Origin of the sequence: Streptomyces sp. IMTB 2501, assembly GCF_001953885.1 — a bacterium.
In the GTDB taxonomy this organism is placed as follows: domain Bacteria; phylum Actinomycetota; class Actinomycetes; order Streptomycetales; family Streptomycetaceae; genus Streptomyces.
The window spans coordinates 220633-240143 of record NZ_MQUS01000011.1; the positions used below are offsets into that span (position 1 = coordinate 220633).

Annotated in this window: 15 protein-coding genes and 4 tRNA genes; 9 read left to right on the forward strand and 10 right to left on the reverse strand. The window is 69.5% G+C overall.

Annotated elements, in window-relative coordinates; translation table 11 throughout:
* Positions 1-17: 17 nt before the first annotated feature.
* From AV521_RS20970 to purM, 3 genes are all read left to right on the forward strand, one after another.
* On the forward strand, positions 18-470 hold the full coding sequence (locus tag AV521_RS20970) for an META domain-containing protein (RefSeq protein ID WP_076089998.1): 453 nt from the start codon (positions 18-20) through the stop codon (positions 468-470).
* A gap of 261 nt (positions 471-731) precedes the next feature.
* Positions 732-2261: an amidophosphoribosyltransferase gene (gene purF, locus AV521_RS20975; RefSeq protein WP_076089999.1), complete on the forward strand. Its 1530-nt coding sequence runs from the start codon at positions 732-734 to the stop codon at positions 2259-2261.
* Positions 2262-2295: 34 nt separating this feature from the next.
* A complete protein-coding gene (gene purM, locus AV521_RS20980; protein WP_076090000.1) occupies positions 2296-3369 on the forward strand; it encodes a phosphoribosylformylglycinamidine cyclo-ligase in 1074 nt (357 codons plus the stop codon).
* Between the two features lie 78 nt (positions 3370-3447).
* Here the strand turns inward: purM and AV521_RS20985 are convergent, their stop codons facing one another.
* A complete protein-coding gene (locus AV521_RS20985; protein WP_023548946.1) occupies positions 3448-3705 on the reverse strand; it encodes a DUF3073 domain-containing protein in 258 nt (85 codons plus the stop codon).
* Positions 3706-3996: 291 nt separating this feature from the next.
* A complete protein-coding gene (locus AV521_RS20990; protein ID WP_076090001.1) occupies positions 3997-5103 on the reverse strand; it encodes a Glu/Leu/Phe/Val dehydrogenase dimerization domain-containing protein in 1107 nt (368 codons plus the stop codon).
* 212 nt (positions 5104-5315) lie between these two features.
* Between AV521_RS20990 and AV521_RS20995 the strand changes: the two genes are divergently transcribed.
* Positions 5316-6158, forward strand: coding sequence for a hypothetical protein (locus tag AV521_RS20995; protein WP_076090002.1), 843 nt, complete (start codon positions 5316-5318; stop codon positions 6156-6158).
* Between the two features lie 538 nt (positions 6159-6696).
* Entirely contained in the window at positions 6697-6903 is a 207-nt protein-coding gene (gene bldC, locus AV521_RS21000) for a developmental transcriptional regulator BldC (RefSeq protein WP_003949541.1), read from the forward strand.
* Between the two features lie 461 nt (positions 6904-7364).
* Here bldC and AV521_RS21005 read toward each other — a convergent pair whose 3' ends face one another.
* From AV521_RS21005 to AV521_RS21040, 8 genes are all read right to left on the reverse strand, one after another.
* Positions 7365-7556 carry a DUF6274 family protein gene (locus AV521_RS21005; protein ID WP_076090003.1) on the reverse strand — a complete coding sequence of 64 codons (192 nt, stop codon included), beginning with the start codon at positions 7554-7556 and terminating at the stop codon, positions 7365-7367.
* 186 nt (positions 7557-7742) lie between these two features.
* A tRNA-Asp gene (locus tag AV521_RS21010) sits at positions 7743-7817 on the reverse strand.
* A gap of 95 nt (positions 7818-7912) precedes the next feature.
* On the reverse strand, positions 7913-11857 hold the full coding sequence (gene hrpA, locus AV521_RS21015) for an ATP-dependent RNA helicase HrpA (RefSeq protein ID WP_076090004.1): 3945 nt from the start codon (positions 11855-11857) through the stop codon (positions 7913-7915).
* A 57-nt stretch (positions 11858-11914) separates the two neighbouring features.
* Positions 11915-12088 (reverse strand): hypothetical protein, encoded by a 174-nt coding sequence (locus AV521_RS21020; protein ID WP_305965180.1) that lies wholly within the window; start codon positions 12086-12088, stop codon positions 11915-11917.
* Positions 12089-12236: 148 nt separating this feature from the next.
* Positions 12237-12310 (reverse strand) — tRNA-Phe (locus AV521_RS21025).
* 24 nt (positions 12311-12334) lie between these two features.
* A tRNA-Asp gene (locus tag AV521_RS21030) sits at positions 12335-12409 on the reverse strand.
* A gap of 36 nt (positions 12410-12445) precedes the next feature.
* Positions 12446-12518 (reverse strand) — tRNA-Glu (locus tag AV521_RS21035).
* Between the two features lie 80 nt (positions 12519-12598).
* On the reverse strand, positions 12599-14191 hold the full coding sequence (locus tag AV521_RS21040) for a metallophosphoesterase (RefSeq protein WP_107480970.1): 1593 nt from the start codon (positions 14189-14191) through the stop codon (positions 12599-12601).
* 115 nt (positions 14192-14306) lie between these two features.
* Here AV521_RS21040 and AV521_RS21045 point away from each other — a divergent pair, with 115 nt between their 5' ends.
* The 4 genes from AV521_RS21045 (at position 14307) to AV521_RS21060 (ending at position 19434) form a co-directional block, all read left to right on the forward strand.
* On the forward strand, positions 14307-14657 hold the full coding sequence (locus AV521_RS21045; protein WP_067115278.1) for a metallopeptidase family protein: 351 nt from the start codon (positions 14307-14309) through the stop codon (positions 14655-14657).
* Positions 14658-14818: 161 nt separating this feature from the next.
* Positions 14819-15340: a hypothetical protein gene (locus tag AV521_RS21050; RefSeq protein ID WP_076090047.1), complete on the forward strand. Its 522-nt coding sequence runs from the start codon at positions 14819-14821 to the stop codon at positions 15338-15340.
* Between the two features lie 247 nt (positions 15341-15587).
* The gene (locus tag AV521_RS21055) at positions 15588-17804 is read left to right on the forward strand and encodes a DEAD/DEAH box helicase (RefSeq protein ID WP_076090005.1); all 2217 of its coding nucleotides are present in this window, start codon (positions 15588-15590) and stop codon (positions 17802-17804) included.
* 115 nt (positions 17805-17919) lie between these two features.
* On the forward strand, positions 17920-19434 hold the full coding sequence (locus AV521_RS21060; protein WP_076090006.1) for an amino acid permease: 1515 nt from the start codon (positions 17920-17922) through the stop codon (positions 19432-19434).
* Positions 19435-19511: the final 77 nt, after the last annotated feature.

Sequence of the window (19511 nt, forward strand, 5' to 3'; positions counted from 1 at the left end):
CGGGCCGTCGAACCGGCATGAACCGGCACAAGCAGCGCATGTTCCTGACGGTGGCCGCCACGCTCGTCCCGCTCACGGTGGCCTGTGGCACCGGAAAGGCGGACAGTGGACCGGTGAGCGTCCCACAGCCCGTGACCGGCGTCGACTGGCGGGTCGACAGCCTCACCGTCGCCGGTACGACCCGGCACGCGCCCACCGCCGCCCACCTCCGCATCGGCGAGGACGGCACCGCGGCCGGAAACCTCGGCTGCAACCAGTTCAGCGCCCGGGCCACGGTCCACGGCGACCACATCACCTTCGGCGCCCTGCGCACGACCAGGATGGCCTGCGGCCCGGACCGGATGGCCTTCGAGCGCGCCCTCTCCCGCGCCCTGACCACCGGCACGCTCGTCGCCAAGACCGACGACGGGAAGCTGACGCTCACCGACGGCGCCGGCGACCGTATCCAGCTCAGCCGCAGCACCGAATGACCACGCGTCGCGCGCTCGGACGATCACGTGCGGCACGCCCGGTGATCACCCGCCGTACGCCCGATCGATGTGCGACGCCTCACTCGGGCACCCCGTGAACCGGGCCGCGACCGCCGCACCACGGGCCCGCCCGAGAACCCAAAACACCTTGGCTGACCAGTGCAAACGAGGAAACCGACAACAAGATCGGCACGAGGTGGTCCGTTAGAGACGCGTATCCCCAATTCGGACCAGTGGTCGACCTCGCCTACACTCGGTGCCGTGCCACGTGGTGACGGTCGACTCAATCACGATCTGCTTCCCGGCGAGAAGGGCCCCCAGGACGCTTGCGGCGTCTTCGGCGTCTGGGCTCCGGGTGAAGAGGTCGCAAAGCTCACGTACTTCGGGCTCTACGCCCTCCAGCACCGGGGCCAGGAATCCGCGGGAATCGCGGTCAGCAACGGCTCCCAGATCCTCGTCTTCAAGGACATGGGCCTGGTCTCCCAGGTCTTCGACGAGACCTCGCTCGGTTCGCTCCAGGGTCATATCGCGGTCGGACACGCCCGCTACTCGACCACCGGAGCCTCCGTGTGGGAGAACGCCCAGCCGACGTTCCGTGCCACCGCGCACGGCTCGATCGCGCTCGGCCACAACGGCAACCTGGTCAACACGGCCCAGCTCGCCGAGATGGTCGCCGAGCTGCCGAACGACAACAACAGCCGCTCCAGCCGGGTCGCGGCCACCAATGACACCGACCTGCTGACGGCCCTGCTGGCCGCCCAGGTCGACGCAGACGGCAAGCCGCTGACCATCGAGGAGGCCGCCCACGCGGTGCTCCCGAAGGTGCGCGGCGCCTTCTCCCTCGTCTTCATGGACGAGCACACCCTCTACGCGGCCCGTGACCCGCAGGGCATCCGCCCGCTGGTCCTCGGCCGCCTGGAGCGCGGCTGGGTGGTCGCCTCCGAGACCGCCGCCCTGGACATCTGCGGCGCGAGCTTCGTGCGGGAGATCGAGCCGGGCGAGTTCGTCGCCGTCGACGAGAACGGCCTGCGCAGCTCCCGATTCGCAGAAGCGAAGCCCAAGGGCTGTGTCTTCGAGTATGTGTACCTGGCCCGCCCGGACACCGACATCGCCGGCCGGAACGTGTACCTCTCCCGCGTGGAGATGGGCCGCCGGCTCGCCAAGGAGGCCCCGGTCGAGGCCGACCTGGTGATAGCCACCCCGGAATCCGGCACCCCGGCCGCCATCGGCTACGCGGAGGCCTCCGGCATCCCCTTCGGCGCGGGCCTGGTGAAGAACGCCTACGTCGGCCGGACCTTCATCCAGCCCTCGCAGACCATCCGCCAGCTCGGCATCCGCCTGAAGCTGAACCCGCTGAAGGAAGTCATCAAGGGCAAGCGCCTGGTCGTCGTCGACGACTCGATCGTGCGCGGCAACACACAGCGGGCCCTGGTGCGGATGCTGCGCGAGGCCGGCGCGGCCGAGGTCCACATCCGGATCTCCTCTCCCCCGGTGAAGTGGCCCTGCTTCTTCGGCATCGACTTCGCCACGCGCGCGGAGCTGATCGCCAACGGCATGACCATCGAGGAGATCGGCACCAGCCTCGGCGCCGATTCGCTCGCGTACATCTCCATCGACGGCATGATCGAGGCGACCACCATCGCCAAGCCGAACCTGTGCCGCGCCTGCTTCGACGGCGAGTACCCGATGGAGCTGCCGGACCCCGAGCTGCTCGGCAAGCAGCTGCTGGAGACCGAGCTCGCCGCCGGTCCCGCCGCCACGGCCGCGGCCGACGCGATCCGTCGCCCGTAAGCCTCGTAGAAACCAACCCGAAAGATCCCAGGCAATGTCTGAGAGCCGTTCCACCGGTGCTTCCTACGCGGCTGCCGGAGTCGACATCGAGGCGGGCGACCGCGCCGTAGAGCTGATGAAGGAGTGGGTGAAGAAGACCCAGCGCCCCGAGGTACTCGGCGGCCTCGGCGGCTTCGCCGGACTCTTCGACGCCTCCGCCCTCAAGCGCTACGAGCGCCCGCTGCTCGCCTCCGCCACGGACGGCGTCGGCACGAAGGTCGACATCGCCCGCCGTATGGGCGTCTACGACACCATCGGCCACGACCTGGTCGCCATGGTCATGGACGACATCGTGGTGTGCGGTGCCGAGCCGCTGTTCATGACGGACTACATCTGCGTCGGCAAGGTCCACCCCGAGCGCGTCGCGGCCATCGTGAAGGGCATCGCGGAGGGCTGTGTGCTCGCCGGGTGTGCTCTGGTGGGCGGCGAGACGGCCGAGCACCCGGGCCTGCTGGGCGCGGACGACTTCGACGTCGCCGGTGCCGGCACGGGCGTCGTGGAGGCCGACCGGCTGCTCGGCGCGGATCGCATCCGTAAGGGTGACGCGGTGATCGCCATGGCGTCCTCCGGGCTTCACTCGAACGGGTACTCCCTGGTCCGGCACGTCCTGCTGGACCGCGCCGGCCTCGCCCTGGAGGCGGAGGTCGCCGAGCTGGGCCGCAGCCTCGGTGAGGAGCTGCTGGAGCCCACGAAGATCTACTCGCTGGACTGTCTGGCACTGACCCGCACCACCGAGGTGCACGCGTTCTCGCACATCACCGGCGGCGGCCTCGCGGCCAACCTGGCCCGGGTGATCCCGGACGCGCTGCACGCCACGGTCGACCGCTCCACCTGGACCCCGGGCGCGATCTTCGACCTGGTCGGCCGGACCGGGAGCGTCGAGGGCCTGGAGCTGGAGAAGACCCTCAACATGGGCGTCGGCATGATGGCGATCGTCCCCGCGGAGTCCACCGAGGTGGCGCTCGCGACCCTGGCCGACCGCGGTGTCGAGGCATGGGTGGCCGGCGAGATCACGGACCGGGGCACGAAGGAGACCGGCGCCGAGCTGGTCGGGGACTACTCCGCCTGATCCGACGGGCGGTGACCGCGCGGACAGCACAGAAACCGGTCGGTGGCTCTGCCACCGACCGGACTGGTCACTGCAAGGTCAAGCGCCGCGACGGTGCTGTTGGTGAGGATCCTTGTCGTCCTCTTCCTCGTCGTCGTCCTCGTAGAGGTCGGCATAACGAGAGTAGAGATCGTCCTCGTCGTTCTCATCGTCCTCGAACGGCTCGCCGTTCGGCGGCTGGCTCGAAGTCGATGCGCCCAGTTCACTGGCCAGACGTGACAGGTCAGTCCCACCGCTGTTGTACTTCAGCTGGCGGGCGACCTTTGTCTGCTTGGCCTTGGCCCGGCCGCGCCCCATGGCTCGACCCCCTCGGTGACAGGGGCTCAACGGCCCCAGAGTCTGACACGCGTTCATGATCCGGAACGGACCCTCCGTGGAGAGGCCGGTCCGTAGGGCTTCCACGGTACCTGAGCCCGCGCCCATACGGTACGTCGCCCGCACCACGCGCGTGTGCACAGGACCTTCGAGGCGCCCTGTCCTCGCTGGTCAATGGCGATTTTAACCACTTATCGGGGAACGACCCGCCGGTGGAAGTGAGAGTTCTCTCTAAGTTCCCGCCGACGGGTACCGCTCACGTGTGCGATCGGGTCAGTGTGCGGTGCGTTCCGCGCGGGCCTCGGCCATCCGCTGCTCGGCGATCCGGTCGGCCGCGGCGGCCGGCGGAATCCCGTCTTCCTTCGCACGTGCGAATATGGCCAGCGTGGTGTCGAAGATCTTCGCCGCCTTCGCCCTGCACCGGTCGAAGTCGAACCCGTGCAGCTCGTCGGCCACCTGGATGACCCCGCCGGCGTTCACCACGTAGTCCGGCGCGTACAGGATGCCGCGGTCGGCGAGGTCCTTCTCCACACCCGGGTGCGCGAGCTGGTTGTTGGCCGCGCCGCACACCACCTTGGCGGTGAGTACCGGGACGGAGTCGTCGTTCAGCGCGCCGCCGAGCGCGCAGGGGGCGTAGATGTCCAGCCCCTCCACCCGGATCAGGGCCTCGGTGTCGGCGACCGCCGTCACGCCCGCCGGGTACTGTTCGAGGATCCGCTGGACGGCGTCCGTGCGTACGTCCGTGACGACGACCTCGGCGCCCTCGTCCCGCAGGTGCTTCACCAGGTGGTGGCCGACCTTGCCGACGCCCGCGATGCCGACCCTGCGGCCGCGCAGCGAGGGGTCGCCCCACAGGTGCTGGGCGGAGGCGCGCATGCCCTGGTAGACGCCGAAGGCGGTGAGCACGGAGGAGTCGCCGGCGCCGCCGTTCTCGGGGGAGCGGCCGGTGGTCCAGCGGCACTCGCGGGCCACGACGTCCATGTCGGCGACGTAGGTGCCGACGTCGCACGCGGTGACGTAGCGCCCGCCGAGCGAGGCGACCATCCGGCCGTAGGCGAGCAGCAGTTCCTCGGTCTTGTCGCGCTCCGGGTCGCCGATGATCACGGCCTTGCCCCCGCCGTGGTCCAGACCGGCCATGGCGTTCTTGTACGACATCCCGCGCGCGAGGTTGAGGGCGTCGGCGACGGCCTCGGCCTCGGTGGCGTACGGGTAGAAGCGCGTGCCGCCGAGGGCCGGACCCAGGGCGGTGGAGTGGATGGCGATCACGGCCTTGAGGCCGCTGGCGCGATCCTGGCAGAGCACGACCTGCTCGTGTCCTCCCTGGTCCGAGTGGAACAGGGTGTGCAGGACATCAGCAGGTGCGCCGGTTACGTCGGTCACTGTGGTGACTCCTGTGTAAATAGCGGCGAGTGGGGACGGACCCCGTACGGGTGGCGGGGCGCCGTGCCCTGAGCGTAGAGCCTCGGCCCGACCACCATCCGTGCAGTGTTCAGGATCACTCTCGCGCGCCGTTCGCGCACGCATGTCCGTGGGACGATTTGCAGTGGTTTTGCAGCGGTTTTCGAGCTGGGCCCGTTGGGGAGGGAGCAGGCGTGCCGAAGGTGTCCTCCGTGGTCGTCCCCTATGCCGCATACCTGCGCGTGTACGAGCCGCTGGGCGCCTTCCCGGAGCCGGAGCGCGGCCACTGGGCGCGTTACGCCCGCCGCCCCGACCGCCCCTCCTACCAGGACGAACTGCGGCGCTCCCTGGCCGACTTGCTGCCCACCCCGCCGGTCGCGGTGCCGGTGCACGAGAGCAGCGACGCCTTCGTGCTGGAGATCGACGGCGTGGTCTGTGTGTGCCCCTGGCGGACCCGGCTGCGCGGCTGGCAGGCGCTGGGCGAGCTGGCGGAGGAGCTGCCCGCGCCGGTCCTGGACGCGGTGCTGCCCCCGGTCGTACGCCGCCAGGCCGCCCAGGACTACGAGCGCTGGCTCGCCCGCAACCCCGACGCACGCCCGTGGATCCGGACGGCGACCTGGCAGGTGCCGCTGAACTGGTTCGTGCTGGTCTCCGACGAGGAGCGGCGGTACGAGAAGGGCACCGCCGAGGTGCCGCCGCTGCTGCGCTACCGCACGCCCATGGTGCAGGCCCGGCGACGGGTGGCGCGGGCGCTGCGCACGCTGAAGGACGCCGTCGAGGAGGGCCCGCTGAGCGACGGTCTGGTGGACGTCGGCCGCTGGCTGGAGGAGTTCCACCCGCGCTCGCTGGTGGAGCTGGACTACGGCGGTCTGGTGCATGTGCTGCCGGCCGGCGAGCTGGAGGGCGACCACTCGGCGGCGGACGTGGCCGACGGCGTCGAGGCGCTGCGCCGGGGCGACGGGGCGGCGGCCGGGGAGGCCTATGTGCGGCTCGTGGAGCGCTGGCGGGCGGTACGGGACCGGCGTTCCGCGAACTGACGCTCCCCAAACGGCGGAAAGTGACATACGTCACGGCTCGAACCGCGTCGAACGACGTACGGTCTACGGCACTTGACCCCGTGAGGGGACGTTGGTCCCGATCTGGACTTTTGTCTCAAGGGTGACGGACGGCACGTACACGGCCCTTGCGTCTCTTGCCGCCCCTCATGCCAAAATAGGACAAGGAGTCCGGGGAGGGCTCCTTCCGTCCAACTATGCTCCATCGTGGGCGGAATCTCGGCATTGCGCGCTTTGGGGGGTCTTGTGACTCCTGATCGTCCTGTGACTGATCGTCACAGTGGCGTGACTGTCCGCTATGGCATGGTCCATCGGCATCCGTCGCTGATGAACACCTGGGAGGGCAATTCCATCGGTTTGGCCGACGAGGCTGGACAGATGGTGTAGTTGTAGTGCCGAGGACAAGCCGTTCGTCCTATAACCGACTCGGCCCGCGTCCGCCATTTCGGGCAACGCGGGTCAAGGTGCAGAATTTAGAGGAAAGAACCGAGAAGGTTCGGTTCTCCCGAGGAGGCCGCTCATGACCGCTCGCACCCCTGATGCCGAGCCGCTGCTGACCCCGGCTGAGGTCGCCACGATGTTCCGCGTGGACCCGAAGACGGTCACGCGGTGGGCGAAGGCCGGCAAGCTCACTTCCATCCGCACGCTCGGCGGGCACCGCCGCTACCGCGAGGCCGAGGTCCGCGCTCTGCTCGCGGGCATCCCGCAGCAGCGCAGCGAGGCCTGAACAACTCCATAACCGGGCAAAACGGCTGGTCCCCCTACTTGCCGAGGCGCCCGGAACCCTAGCTCCAAGCGACGCGGGACCTGCCCCAACAGGGCCCACGCCCAAGCCGAAGAGAACGTTGTAGGCAGCGACACAGGGTGCGTCGTAGATCGCGCTGGACTCCGCCGGGTCCAGCGCGATCTTTTTTGTGCGCTGGTCGGGGGCGGGAGCGGGTCTCTGTGGGCGGCCTTGTCGGAGTCTGGGCAGGGCTGTCGGAACCGCTGTGTGTGACCTCTGAGGGAGGTGCAATTGCACATATTAAATTGACCACTTGTAGGGCAGGGGTAAGTTCCACCGTTTCAAAAACTCATGCGGTGACTCCCGTCACATGCCCCGCTGGTTGTTGCCGGTGGCATGTGTGCGCTAGTGGAGCGACCTGTTCCAGCGTGCCACGCCGGGTGGGCTGTTGGGACCGGCGTTGGTCACGCGCTGCGGGGACTTTCGTCCTCGACGTCCTCCTCGCCCGCCTCCCGGACCCGCGGGCCGGCGTCCATCGCCAGCCGCAGCAGGTGGTGGCAGATCGGGCAGTGGCGGGTCAGATGCCGGTAGGACGAGGCGGCCGACAGATGGGCCCGGAGCAGCGCCCGCGTCTCATGCCTGACCGATGCCGCCATGCCCCACCTCCGCGGACCGCACAGGGGAACGGTCCTGGTCCCTGGGTACCGACGGAAAGTGACGCCGTCAAGACGACGGACACCGGCGGCGGAACAGAAGAAGGGCCCCACGAGGGGGCCCACTGGGTGGTCCTGGGCATGAGTGAGGCCCGCCACCCTTGTCGGGCGCGGGCCTCACTCGTAATGCGGTCCTGACGGGATTTGAACCCGCGGCCTCCACCTTGACAGGGTGGCGAGCACTCCAAACTGCTCCACAGGACCAGGTTTCGCGGCGCTTGTTGGTGCGTTGCGCTGCGAGAAGAGACTGTACAGGAGGTGGGGCCGCCTGGTCGAACTCACCCCCTGTACGCACGCGATTACGGTACGGCCGCGTCGATCGCCTTCACGATCCGCTTGTCGGAGACGGGGTACGCCGTGCCCAGGGCGTGGGCGAAATAGCTGACCCGGAGTTCCTCGATCATCCACCGGATGTCCAGGACCTGCCGCGGCACCGGGCGGCCCTGGGGGAGCTGCTCCAGGAGCCAGGCGTACTCGTCCTGCATCTCGTGGACCTTCTCCATACGCGTCGTGTCCCGCTGGACGTTCGTCGGCATCTGCTGCAGTCGCCGGTCGGCGGCGACCAGGTACCGCATCAGGTCGGACAGACGGCGTATGCCCGCCCACGTGACGAATCCCGGCTTCACGAGGGCGTCCAGCTGCTTGCGGACGTCCGTCAGGTTCGCGAGCAGCGTCGGGCTGTTCACGGCCTTCAGACGGCGCTCACAGGCCTGCCAGGCCGCGAGGACCTGCTGCACCTGGCCGACCGTGCGGACCGTCGTGTCGACGATCTCCGCGCGCACCTTGTCGTAGAGCTTCCGGTACGACTCCTCGTCCCACACCGGCCCGCCGAAGTCCGCGATCAGCTTGTCCGCCGCCGCCATCGCGCAGTCGTCGAACAGGGCCTGGATGGAGCCGTGGGGGTTGGCGGACAGGGCCAGCTTCTGGGCGTTGGTCAGCTTCTCGGACGCGAACTTGGCCGGGTTCACCGGGATGTTCCGCAGGATGAGGCGCCGGGTGCCCTTCCACATCGCCTCGGCCTGCTCCGCCTCCGTGTCGAAGAGGCGGACCGAGACCGTGTCGCCGTCGTCCACCAGCGCCGGGTACGCCTTCACGGGCTGGCCGGCGCGGCGGGTTTCGAAGACCCGGGTGAGCGTGCCGATCGTCCAGTCGCTGAGGCCCTTGCGCTCCAGGGACTCGCCGCCCTCGCGGGAGGCCGTGGCCGCGGCCGCCTGGGACAGGGCCTCCCGCGCCTTCGGCTTCAGCTTGAGCTTCAGCGCCTCCAGGTCCTTGTCCTCGGCCAGCTTCCGGCGCCGCTCGTCGACGATCCGGAAGGTGATCTTGAGGTGGTCGGGGACCTTCGCCCAGTCGAAGTCCTCCGGCTCGAACGGGACGCCCACCATCCGCTTCAGCTCGCGGGCCATCGTCACGGTCAGCGGCTCCTGGAGGGGCACCGCCCGCTCCAGGAAGGCCCTCGCGTAGTTCGGCGCGGGTACGTAGTTGCGGCGGACCGGTTTGGGGAGGGTGCGGATCAGCTCCGTCACGACCTCCTCGCGCAGGCCTGGGATCTGCCAGTCGAAGCCCTCGTCCGTGACCTGGTTGAGGACCTGGAGCGGGATGTGGACCGTCACACCGTCCGCGTCCGCGCCCGGCTCGAACTGGTACGTCACCCGGAACTTGAGCTGCCCCTGCCGCCAGGAGTCCGGATAGTCGGCCTTCGTGACCGCCTCGGCCGACTCCCGGATGAGCATCTCCCGCTCGAAGTCCAGGAAGTCGGGCTGCTCGTGCCGCTTCCGTTTCCACCAGGAGTCGAAGTGGGCGCCGGAGACGACATGTTCCGGCACCCGCTGGTCGTAGAAGTCGAAGAGCGTCTCGTCGTCGACCACGATGTCCCGGCGCCGCGCCCGGTGCTCCAACTCCTCCACCTCGCTGAGGAGTCTGCGGTTGTCGGCGTAGAACTTGTGGTGCGTACGCCAGTCGCCCTCGACCAGCGCGTTGCGGATGAACAGCTCGCGACTCGTCTCCGGGTCGATGCGGCCGTAGTTCACCTTGCGCTGGGCGACGATCGGGACGCCGTACAGCGTGACCTTCTCGTACGCCATCACCGCCGCCTGGTCCTTCTCCCAGTGCGGTTCGCTGTACGTCCGCTTCAGGAGGTGCTCGGCGAGCGGCTCGACCCAGTCGGGCTCGATCTTGGCGTTGACCCGCGCCCACAGCCGGCTCGTCTCCACCAGCTCGGCCGACATCACGAACTTCGGCTGCTTCTTGAACAGCGCCGAGCCCGGGAAGATCGCGAACTTGGCGCTGCGGGCGCCCAGGTACTCGTTCTTGTTGCCCTCCCGTACGTCCTTCATCCCGATGTGGGAGAGCAGGCCGGCCAGCAGCGAGACATGGACGCGGTCGCCGGCCGCGTCCTCCTCGTTGAGGTGGATGCCCATCTGCTTCGCCACCGTACGCAGCTGGGTGTAGATGTCCTGCCACTCACGGATGCGCAGGAAGTTCAGGTACTCCTGCTTGCACATCCGCCGGAACGAGCTGGAGCCCCGCTCCTTCTGCTGCTCGCGGATGTAACCCCAGAGGTTCAGATAGGCGAGGAAGTCGCTGGTCTCGTCCTTGAAGCGGGCGTGCTGCTGGTCGGCCTGGGTCTGCTTGTCGGCCGGGCGTTCGCGCGGGTCCTGGATGGACAGCGCGGCGGCGATGACCATGACCTCGCGGACACAGCCGTTCTTGTCGGCCTCCAGCACCATGCGGGCCAGGCGCGGGTCGACGGGCAGCTGGGCGAGCTTGCGGCCGGTGTCGGTGAGCCGCTTGCGTGCGTCCTTCTCGGCCGGGTTGAGCGCGCCCAGCTCCTGCAGCAGCTGCACACCGTCACGGATGTTGCGGTGGTCCGGCGGGTCGATGAACGGGAACTTCTCGATGTCGCCGAGGCCGGCGGCGGTCATCTGCAGGATGACGGAGGCGAGGTTCGTGCGGAGGATCTCCGCGTCCGTGAACTCCGGGCGGCCGACGAAGTCGTCCTCGGAGTACAGCCGGATGCAGATGCCGTCGCTCGTCCGGCCGCAGCGCCCCTTGCGCTGGTTGGCGCTGGCCTGGGAGATCGGCTCGATGGGCAGCCGCTGGACCTTGGTGCGGTGGCTGTAGCGGCTGATCCGGGCGAAGCCGGGGTCGATGACGTACTTGATCCCGGGGACGGTGAGGGATGTCTCGGCGACGTTGGTGGCCAGAACGATCCTGCGCCCGGTGTGCGGCTGGAAGACCCGGTGCTGCTCGGCGTGCGACAGCCGTGCGTAGAGGGGCAGGATCTCGGTGAATCTGTACCTCTTCTTCTCCAGCGCGTCGGCGGTGTCCCGGATCTCCCGCTCACCGGAGAGGAAGACGAGGATGTCGCCCTGCCCCTCGGCCTGGAGTTCCTCCACCGCATCGCAGATGGCCGTGATCTGGTCGCGGTCGGCGTCGTCCGACTCCTCTTCGAGGAGCGGCCGGTAGCGCACCTCCACCGGGTACGTCCGGCCGCTGACCTCGATGATCGGGGCGTCGCCGAAGTGCCGGGAGAAACGCTCGGGATCGATGGTCGCGGAGGTGATGACGACCTTGAGATCCGGCCGCTTCGGCAGCAACTGCGCGAGATAGCCGAGCAGGAAGTCGATGTTGAGGGACCGCTCGTGGGCCTCGTCGATGATGATCGTGTCGTAGGCGCGCAGTTCGCGGTCGGTCTGGATCTCGGCGAGCAGGATTCCGTCCGTCATCAGCTTGATGAAGGTGGCGTCCGGGTTCACCTGGTCGGTGAAGCGGACCTTCCAGCCGACGGCCTCACCGAGGGGCGTCCGCAGCTCCTCCGCGACCCGCTCGGCGACGGTACGGGCGGCGATACGGCGGGGCTGGGTGTGCCCGATCATGCCACGCACGCCGCGCCCGAGTTCCATACAGATCTTGGGGATCTGCGTGGTCTTGCCGGACCCGGTCTCACCGGCGACGATGACGACCTGGTGATCGCGGATGGCCTCCGCGATCACGTCCTTCTTCTGGCTGACGGGCAGCTGCCCGGGGTACGAGACGGCGGGCACACGGGCACGCCGTTCACCGATCCGTGCCTCGGCCTTGCCGACCTCCGCCTCGATCTCGGCGAGGACGGCGGCGCGGGCCTCCGGCTTACGGATCTTGCGCGCGCCCTCGAGCCGCCGGCCGAGCCGATGCGCGTCGCGCAGCGACAACTCGGTCAGACGGGGAGCGAGGGTGCCGAGAACGGGGGCGGGATGCGTAGACATACGCGATCCAGGATCTCACCCCGTCCGAAAAACAAGCGAACGATTTGACCGCGCTGCTCAGGGAGTCCGCTGGGGCGGCGGCGTGGCGGCCGGCGGTGTCGTGGCCGGAGCAGCGCCCTGCTGGCCCAGCGCGATCGACTTCGCGGTACTTGAGACTGCCTTGATGCCCAGGTAGGCGGTGGTCATGCTGCTCACGGCAGTGAACGCGGCGGTCAGGACGCCGACGATCACGGACTCGTCCTCGTGGAGCCGTCACACACCGAAGATCGCGACGGCCGCTATCGCCAGATTGCTGATGATCAGCGCGAGCAGCCCGTACCGCGCCCGGTCGTAACCGAACGACGAAGGCCCCGTTCATTGAACGGGGCCTTCGTGGCTGTGGCTGGGGCCGGGGTCGAACCGGCGACCTTCCGCTTTTCAGGCGGACGCTCGTACCAACTGAGCTACCCAGCCAAGGTGTTTCACGTGAAACACCAGCGGTCCTGACGGGATTTGAACCCGCGGCCTCCACCTTGACAGGGTGGCGAGCACTCCAAACTGCTCCACAGGACCAAGCTTGCGTGCAACAGTGTCGCACACGGCATTGCGTGCCCCCAACGGGATTCGAACCCGTGCTACCGCCTTGAAAGGGCGGCGTCCTAGGCCGCTAGACGATGAGGGCTATCGGCCCGCCTGGGCGCTTCTCAGCGCGTCGGGGACGTGAGAAGCATATGGGATGGCGGGGAGTATCGCCAAAACGGTTTACGGCGAAGAGGTGGAAGAGGCGGGGGAAGGGGTTGCCGGGGTGGGGGTGGCGCTCGGTTTCCCGTGGTGGGTCCGCTGGTGGAGGGCGTCGTCGGCCAGGTGGCGGCTGACCTCGGCCGTCGTCTCGCCCAGGCCGCCCAGTTTGATCGCGTCCCAGGCCTGCAGCCGTCGGCTGTCGCGGTCGAAGTAGAGGATCGAGGCCTCGATGGGGGCCGGGTAGGTGCGCTCCACCGCACGCAGCCCGCTGCCGCCCGTGGAGCCCTCCATGCGCAGCCTCGTGCCGTAGGGCAGTTTCTCGTCCCCCTCGTGGTGCAGATGGCCGCACAGCACGAGCGGCACCTCGCCGTCCGTCTCGCGGGCCGCGGCCGGCTCGTGGGCGACGGCGACGTCGACCGGGGTGTGCCGGGCCTTCTGGTCGCGCAGGGCGCTGGCCAGCCGGTCCCCCGCCAGCTGCTCGGCCGCGTCGCCGCCGGGCACCACCGAGCGGTCGGGGGTGAACTGCGGGTCGCCGATGCCCGCGAAACGCAGTCCGGCGACCGTCTGGGCGCGGCCGTCGTCCAGGATGTGCACGTTCTTCATCCGCTCCAGATAGTGCTGGGTGGTCGGCGAGTCGTGGTTCCCGCGCACCCAGAGGTACGGCACTCCCAGGCCCCGGATCGGGTCCAGGAAGCCGTTCTCCGCCGCGATGCCGTGGTCCATCGTGTCGCCGGAGTCCACGATCACGTTCACCTTGTACTGCTCCACCAGCGAGGCGATGATCTTCCAGCTCGCCGGGTTGAGGTGGATGTCCGACACGTGCAGGACCCGGATGGTGGAGGGATCCGGCTGGTAGGCCGGGAGCGTGGAGGTGACGTCGTAGAGCTTCGTCACGTTCGTCACCAGGCGGGCCAGCTCCTTCTGGTAGACGCCGAAGTCGGAGACGATGCTGCGTGCGTTGCCGACCACCTGCGGTGCCGAGCTGAGCAGGCCGGAGAACTTCGGCTCCAGTATCGACTTCGGGTTCCAGGTGGCGGCCGCGCTCGCCCCGGACGCGGCCAGCAGGGTCAGGGCGAGGCCGCCGGCGGTGAGGGCCCGGCGGGGGCTGCGGTAGACGGCGAGGCCGAGGGCCGTGGCGCCGGCGACCACAGCGACACAGGAGCGCACGGCCAGGTCCAGCGTGTCGTGCTCGACGTCCTTGGCGACCTCGTCCTGCAGTCCGGAGATCCGCTCGGGGTGGTCGACCAGCGCCTGGGAGCGGAGTGGGTCGAGCTGGTCCACGTTCACGTCCAGGCGGACGGGCGCCACATGGCTGTCCAGGGTGAGCGCGCCCAGCGGCGAGATATTGATCTTCGTGCCGCCGGTGAGGGACGGGCGCAGCGCCATCGTCGTGTTCATGGGGCCGACCGGGGCCCGTACGTTCCCCACGATCAGCAGCCCCAGCCAGGCGCCTACGAGGACGACGGCCGTGAGACCGAGGGCACGGAGCCAGGGGCGCGGGCGGGCGGTGACTTCCGGCACGGTGAGTTCCGGGGCGGCGGGCTTCGGGGCGGCGCGTTGCGGAACGGGGAGCGGGCGGGCGCCGTGGGCGGCGTGGCGCAGGCGGTGAGTCATCGTGCGGAGGGCTGCGACGGGAACGCGGACCATTGGTGCCGTATGCCCAAGTCCGGCCGTGGATATGCGGTGCCGCACCGCTCTCGTACGGGCCCCCGTACCGGACAATGACCGTGTGCTGGAGATGACGCGCGAGGAGTTCGAGGAACTGGTCGCCGAGGCGCTCGACCGGATCCCGCCGGAGCTGACGCGGCTCATGGACAACGTGGCGGTGTTCGTGGAGGACGAACCGCCCGCCCACGACCCCGAGCTGCTCGGCCTGTACGAGGGCACACCGCTGACCGACCGCGGCGAGTGGTACGCGGGCGTGCTGCCGGACCGGATCACCGTCTATCGCGGGCCGACGCTGAGGATGTGCGACAGCCGCGCGGACGTCGTCGCCGAGACCGAGGTGACCGTGGTCCACGAGATCGCCCACCACTTCGGCATCGACGACGCCCGGCTCCATGCCCTTGGGTACGGGTGAGTGCGGTAGCGGTGAATGACGAGGTACGCACTACGGCGGAGGGGGTCGTAGACGTGCGTCGGCTTGTGGGTGGGCGTCGATGCGGACGTGGCGCGTGTCTTCTTGCGGGCGGCGGGAGTTGGGGAGGTTGACTCCGTTCCTTGCCTCCGGAGGTGGCCGCCGTGCGCCCCTTGTCCGTACCCGTCCGGCTCACCGTCTCGGTGCTGGCCCTCGCCGCTGCCGCCGGCTGTGTGAACGTGGGTGACGACGCGGTCCCGGCCAGGCCCTCGCACTCGGCGGGCCGGCACGGTGGTGAGGCGCCCGACGGCGGCCCGGTGGACGGTGCCAGGGGCTTCGGCGAGCACGGCAGGGCGGGCGAGGACAACAAGCACGAGCACGGCGGCAAGGCGAAGCCGGGGACGTCGCCCTCCGCCTCGGACACCCCGTCCGGCGAGGACAGCGTCCCCGCGGCCCCGGCGAAACCCGGCAAGCCGGGCCGGACCGTCAAGCCCGGCGATCCGGCGCCCACCGAGGCCCCGCCGACACCACCGGCCACCTCCGCCCCGCCCGAGCCCCCGCCCTCCACCCCGCCTCCGGCGACCTCCGAGCCCCCGACGGCCGAGCCGTCCTCGTCGGCGCACGCGGAGACGGGACCGCAGCTCGTCCAGCGCGAACCGGCACCGGCTGCGGGCGCACCGGCGTGAGCGGCCGAGCCGGAGCTGACCCGAGCAGATGAGGTCCGACCTGCGACTATGAGGCTCGGTTTGCCTTCAGGGGTGGTGAGTGCGTATGGTGGTAGATCGTTTGATCCCATTTGCCCGGCGCCACCACAGAGCGCGCCGTGTGGCGCGTACTCTCCTTTGCCGTGGCGGACCGCATTGAGGCGGTCGTGAGCGAAACACGGAGTTGACGGGCGCGTGCCGAAGAGACTCCGGAAGGTTTCGCATTCGCATGTCCGTGTCCAGCACTGACCAGTTCGTCGTGTCCGAGAACGAGTTCAACGAGATCGACCAGCTCGACAAGGAACTCGCCGACGTGACCGACGAGGTCGCCGAGGCCCCCGAGGCCGCTGACACCCAGTCCCCCCAGATCACCTTCGCCGACCTCGGCCTGCCCGAGGGTGTCGTGCGCAAGCTCGCGCAGAACGGCGTGACGACCCCCTTCCCGATCCAGGCCGCGACCATCCCGGACGCCCTGGTCGGCAAGGACATCCTCGGCCGTGGCCGCACCGGCTCCGGCAAGACCCTCTCCTTCGGTCTGCCGACCCTGGCCACGCTGGCCGGCGGCCGCACCGAGAAGAAGCGCCCCCGCGCGGTCATCCTCACCCCGACCCGCGAGCTGGCCATGCAGGTCGCCGACGCCCTCCAGCCGTACGGCGACGTCCTCGGCCTGAAGATGAAGGTCGTCTGCGGCGGCACCTCCATGGGCAACCAGATCTACGCCCTGGAGCGCGGCGTCGACATCCTCGTCGCCACGCCCGGCCGTCTGCGCGACATCATCAACCGCGGCGCCTGCTCGCTGGAGGACGTGCAGATCGCCGTACTCGACGAGGCCGACCAGATGTCCGACCTGGGCTTCCTGCCCGAGGTCACCGAGCTGCTGGACCAGGTCCCGGCGGGCGGCCAGCGCATGCTGTTCTCCGCCACGATGGAGAACGAGATCCAGACCCTCGTCGACCGCTACCTGAACAGCCCCGTCTCCCACGAGGTGGACGCGGCCCAGGGCGCCGTCACGACGATGTCCCACCACATCCTCATCGTGAAGCCCAAGGACAAGGCGCCGGTCACCGCCGCGATCGCCTCCCGCAAGGGCCGCACGATCATCTTCGTCCGCACCCAGCTGGGCGCCGACCGCGTCGCCGAGCAGCTGCGCGAGGCCGGTGCGAAGGCCGACGCGCTGCACGGTGGCATGACCCAGGGCGCCCGCACCCGCACGCTGGCCGACTTCAAGGACGGTTACGTCAACGTCCTGGTCGCCACCGACGTCGCCGCCCGCGGTATCCACGTCGACGGCATCGACCTGGTCCTGAACGTGGACCCGGCCGGTGACCACAAGGACTACCTGCACCGCGCCGGCCGCACCGCTCGCGCTGGCCGCACGGGCACGGTCGTCTCCCTGTCCCTGCCGCACCAGCGGCGCCAGATCTTCCGCCTGATGGAGGACGCCGGCGTGGACGCGGCCCGCCACATCATCCAGGGCGGTGCCGCCTTCGACCCGGAGGTCGCCGAGATCACCGGCGCCCGCTCCATGACCGAGGTCCAGGCTGAGTCCGCGGGCAACGCCGCCCAGCAGGCCGAGCGCGAGGTCACCCAGCTCACCAAGCAGCTGGAGCGCGCCCAGCGCCGCGCCGCCGAGCTGCGCGAGGAGGCCGACCGGCTGGTCGCCCGGGTCGCCCGCGAGCGCGGCGAGGACCCGGAGACCGCGGTGGCCGAGGCCCAGGCGACGGCCGCGGAGGAGCTGGCGGTCGCCGAGGCCGCTGCCGCCGCCGAGCAGCGGGCCGAGCGCGAGGAGCGTCCGGCGGCTTCGGCGCCGTACGAGCGCCGGGAGCGGCGCGGCTTCGACCGCGACCGTGGTGACCGTGCCGAGCGGGGCTTCGAGCGCCGTGAGGAGCGGGGTGACCGTGGTGGCCGTGGCTTCGAGCGTCGCGACGAGCGCCGCCCGTTCGACCGTGACCGGGGTGGTTTCGAGCGTCGTGACGACCGTGGTGGCCGTGGCTTCGAGCGTCGCGACGACCGTCGTCCGTTCGACCGTGACCGCAACGACCGTAATGACCGCGGTGGCCGTTCCTTCGAGCGTCGTGACGACCGGGGTGGTTTCGAGCGTCGTGACGACCGTGGTGGCCGTGGCTTCGAGCGCCGTGACGACCGTCGTCCGTTCGACCGTGACCGCAACGACCGTAATGACCGCGGTGACCGTGGTGGCCGTTCCTTCGAGCGTCGTGACGACCGGGGTGGTTTCGAGCGTCGTGACGACCGTGGCGGCTTCCGCCGGGACGAGCGTGGCGGGCACCGCGGCAGCGACCGTCCGTTCAACCGTGACCGCCGCGACGACCGTCCGGGCTTCCGCTCCGGTGGCCACGAGCGCCCCTACGGCCGCCGTGACGACCACCGCGGCAACGGCTCCTTCGGCCGCCGCGAGGACAAGCCGCGCTGGAAGCGCAACGGCTGACGCAGCTGAGCACCGCCGAGTGATCTGAGAAGGGCCCGTACGACGACGTCGTACGGGCCCTTTTTGGCCATAGCGTGACGCATGTCACGCCCCCGGTAAGGGAATTGCTGGGGGCATGACAGATGATGCGAGAGTGAGCGAGGCACATACGCCGTCGGACGAGGAACGGCTGGCCCAGCTCGGCTACACCCAGGTCCTCGCCCGCCGGATGTCGGCGTTCTCGAACTACGCCGTCTCCTTCACGATCATCTCGGTACTCTCCGGCTGCCTCACGCTGTATCTCTTCGGCATGACCACCGGCGGTCCCGCCGTGATCACCTGGGGCTGGGTGGCGGTGGGCCTGATGACGCTGTTCGTCGGCCTGTCGATGGCCGAGATCTGCTCGGCGTATCCCACCTCGGCCGGCCTGTACTTCTGGGCCCATCGCCTGGCACCGCCCCGCTCCGCGGCAGCCTGGGCCTGGTTCACCGGCTGGTTCAACGTACTGGGCCAGGTGGCGGTGACGGCCGGCATCGACTTCGGAGCGGCGTCCTTCCTGGGCGCCTACCTGAACCTCCAGTTCGACTTCGAGGTGACCCCCGGCCGCACGGTCCTCCTCTTCGCCGCGATCCTGCTCCTGCACGGCCTGCTGAACACCTTCGGCGTGCCCATCGTCGCGTTCCTGAACAACGTGAGCGTGTGGTGGCATGTGCTGGGCGTGGCGGTGATCGTCGGCGCGCTCGCCCTCGTCCCCGACCACCACCAGTCGGCGACGTTCGTCTTCACGAAGTTCGTGAACCAAACCGGCTGGGGCAGTGGCGCGTACGTCGTCCTCCTGGGCCTCCTGATGGCGCAGTACACCTTCACCGGCTACGACGCCTCGGCTCACATGACGGAGGAGACCCACGACGCGTCGACGGCGGGCCCGAAGGGCATCGTCCGCTCGATCTGGACGTCCTGGATAGCCGGCTTCGTGCTGTTGCTGGGCTTCACCTTCGCGATCCAGTCGTACGACAAGGAACTCGCGTCCCCGACCGGCGCGCCCCCGGCCCAGATTCTCCTGGACGCGCTCGGTGCCACGACCGGCAAACTCCTCCTGCTGGTGGTGATCGGCGCGCAACTCTTCTGCGGGATGGCGTCGGTGACGGCCAACAGCCGCATGATCTATGCCTTTTCCCGCGACGGCGCGCTGCCCTTCTCCCGCGTCTGGCACACGGTCAGCCCGCGCACCCGCACCCCTGTGGCAGCGGTCTGGCTGGCCGCGCTGGGCGCCCTGGCCCTCGGCCTCCCCTACCTGATCAACTCGACGGCGTACGCGGCGGTGACATCGATCGCGGTCATCGGCCTCTACATCGCGTACGTCATCCCGACCTTCCTGCGGGTGCGCAAGGGTGCGGCCTTCGCCCGGGGGCCGTGGCACCTGGGCCGCTGGTCGGGCCCGGTCGGCGTCGTCTCCGTCACCTGGGTCGTCCTGATCACGATCCTCTTCATGCTCCCGCAGGTCTCCCCGGTCACCTGGGAGACCTTCAACTACGCCCCCGTCGCCGTCCTGGTCGTCCTCGGCTTCGCCGCGACCTGGTGGCTGGCCTCGGCCCGCCACTGGTTCCTCGACGGGGCGCGCGCCGCGACCCCGGAACCGGTCGAAAACTGACCATCCCACCCCCTACTCCCCCTCCGAGCCCCACATGACGCGGCCGGGTCACCGATACCCGATCGGAGACGCGGCCG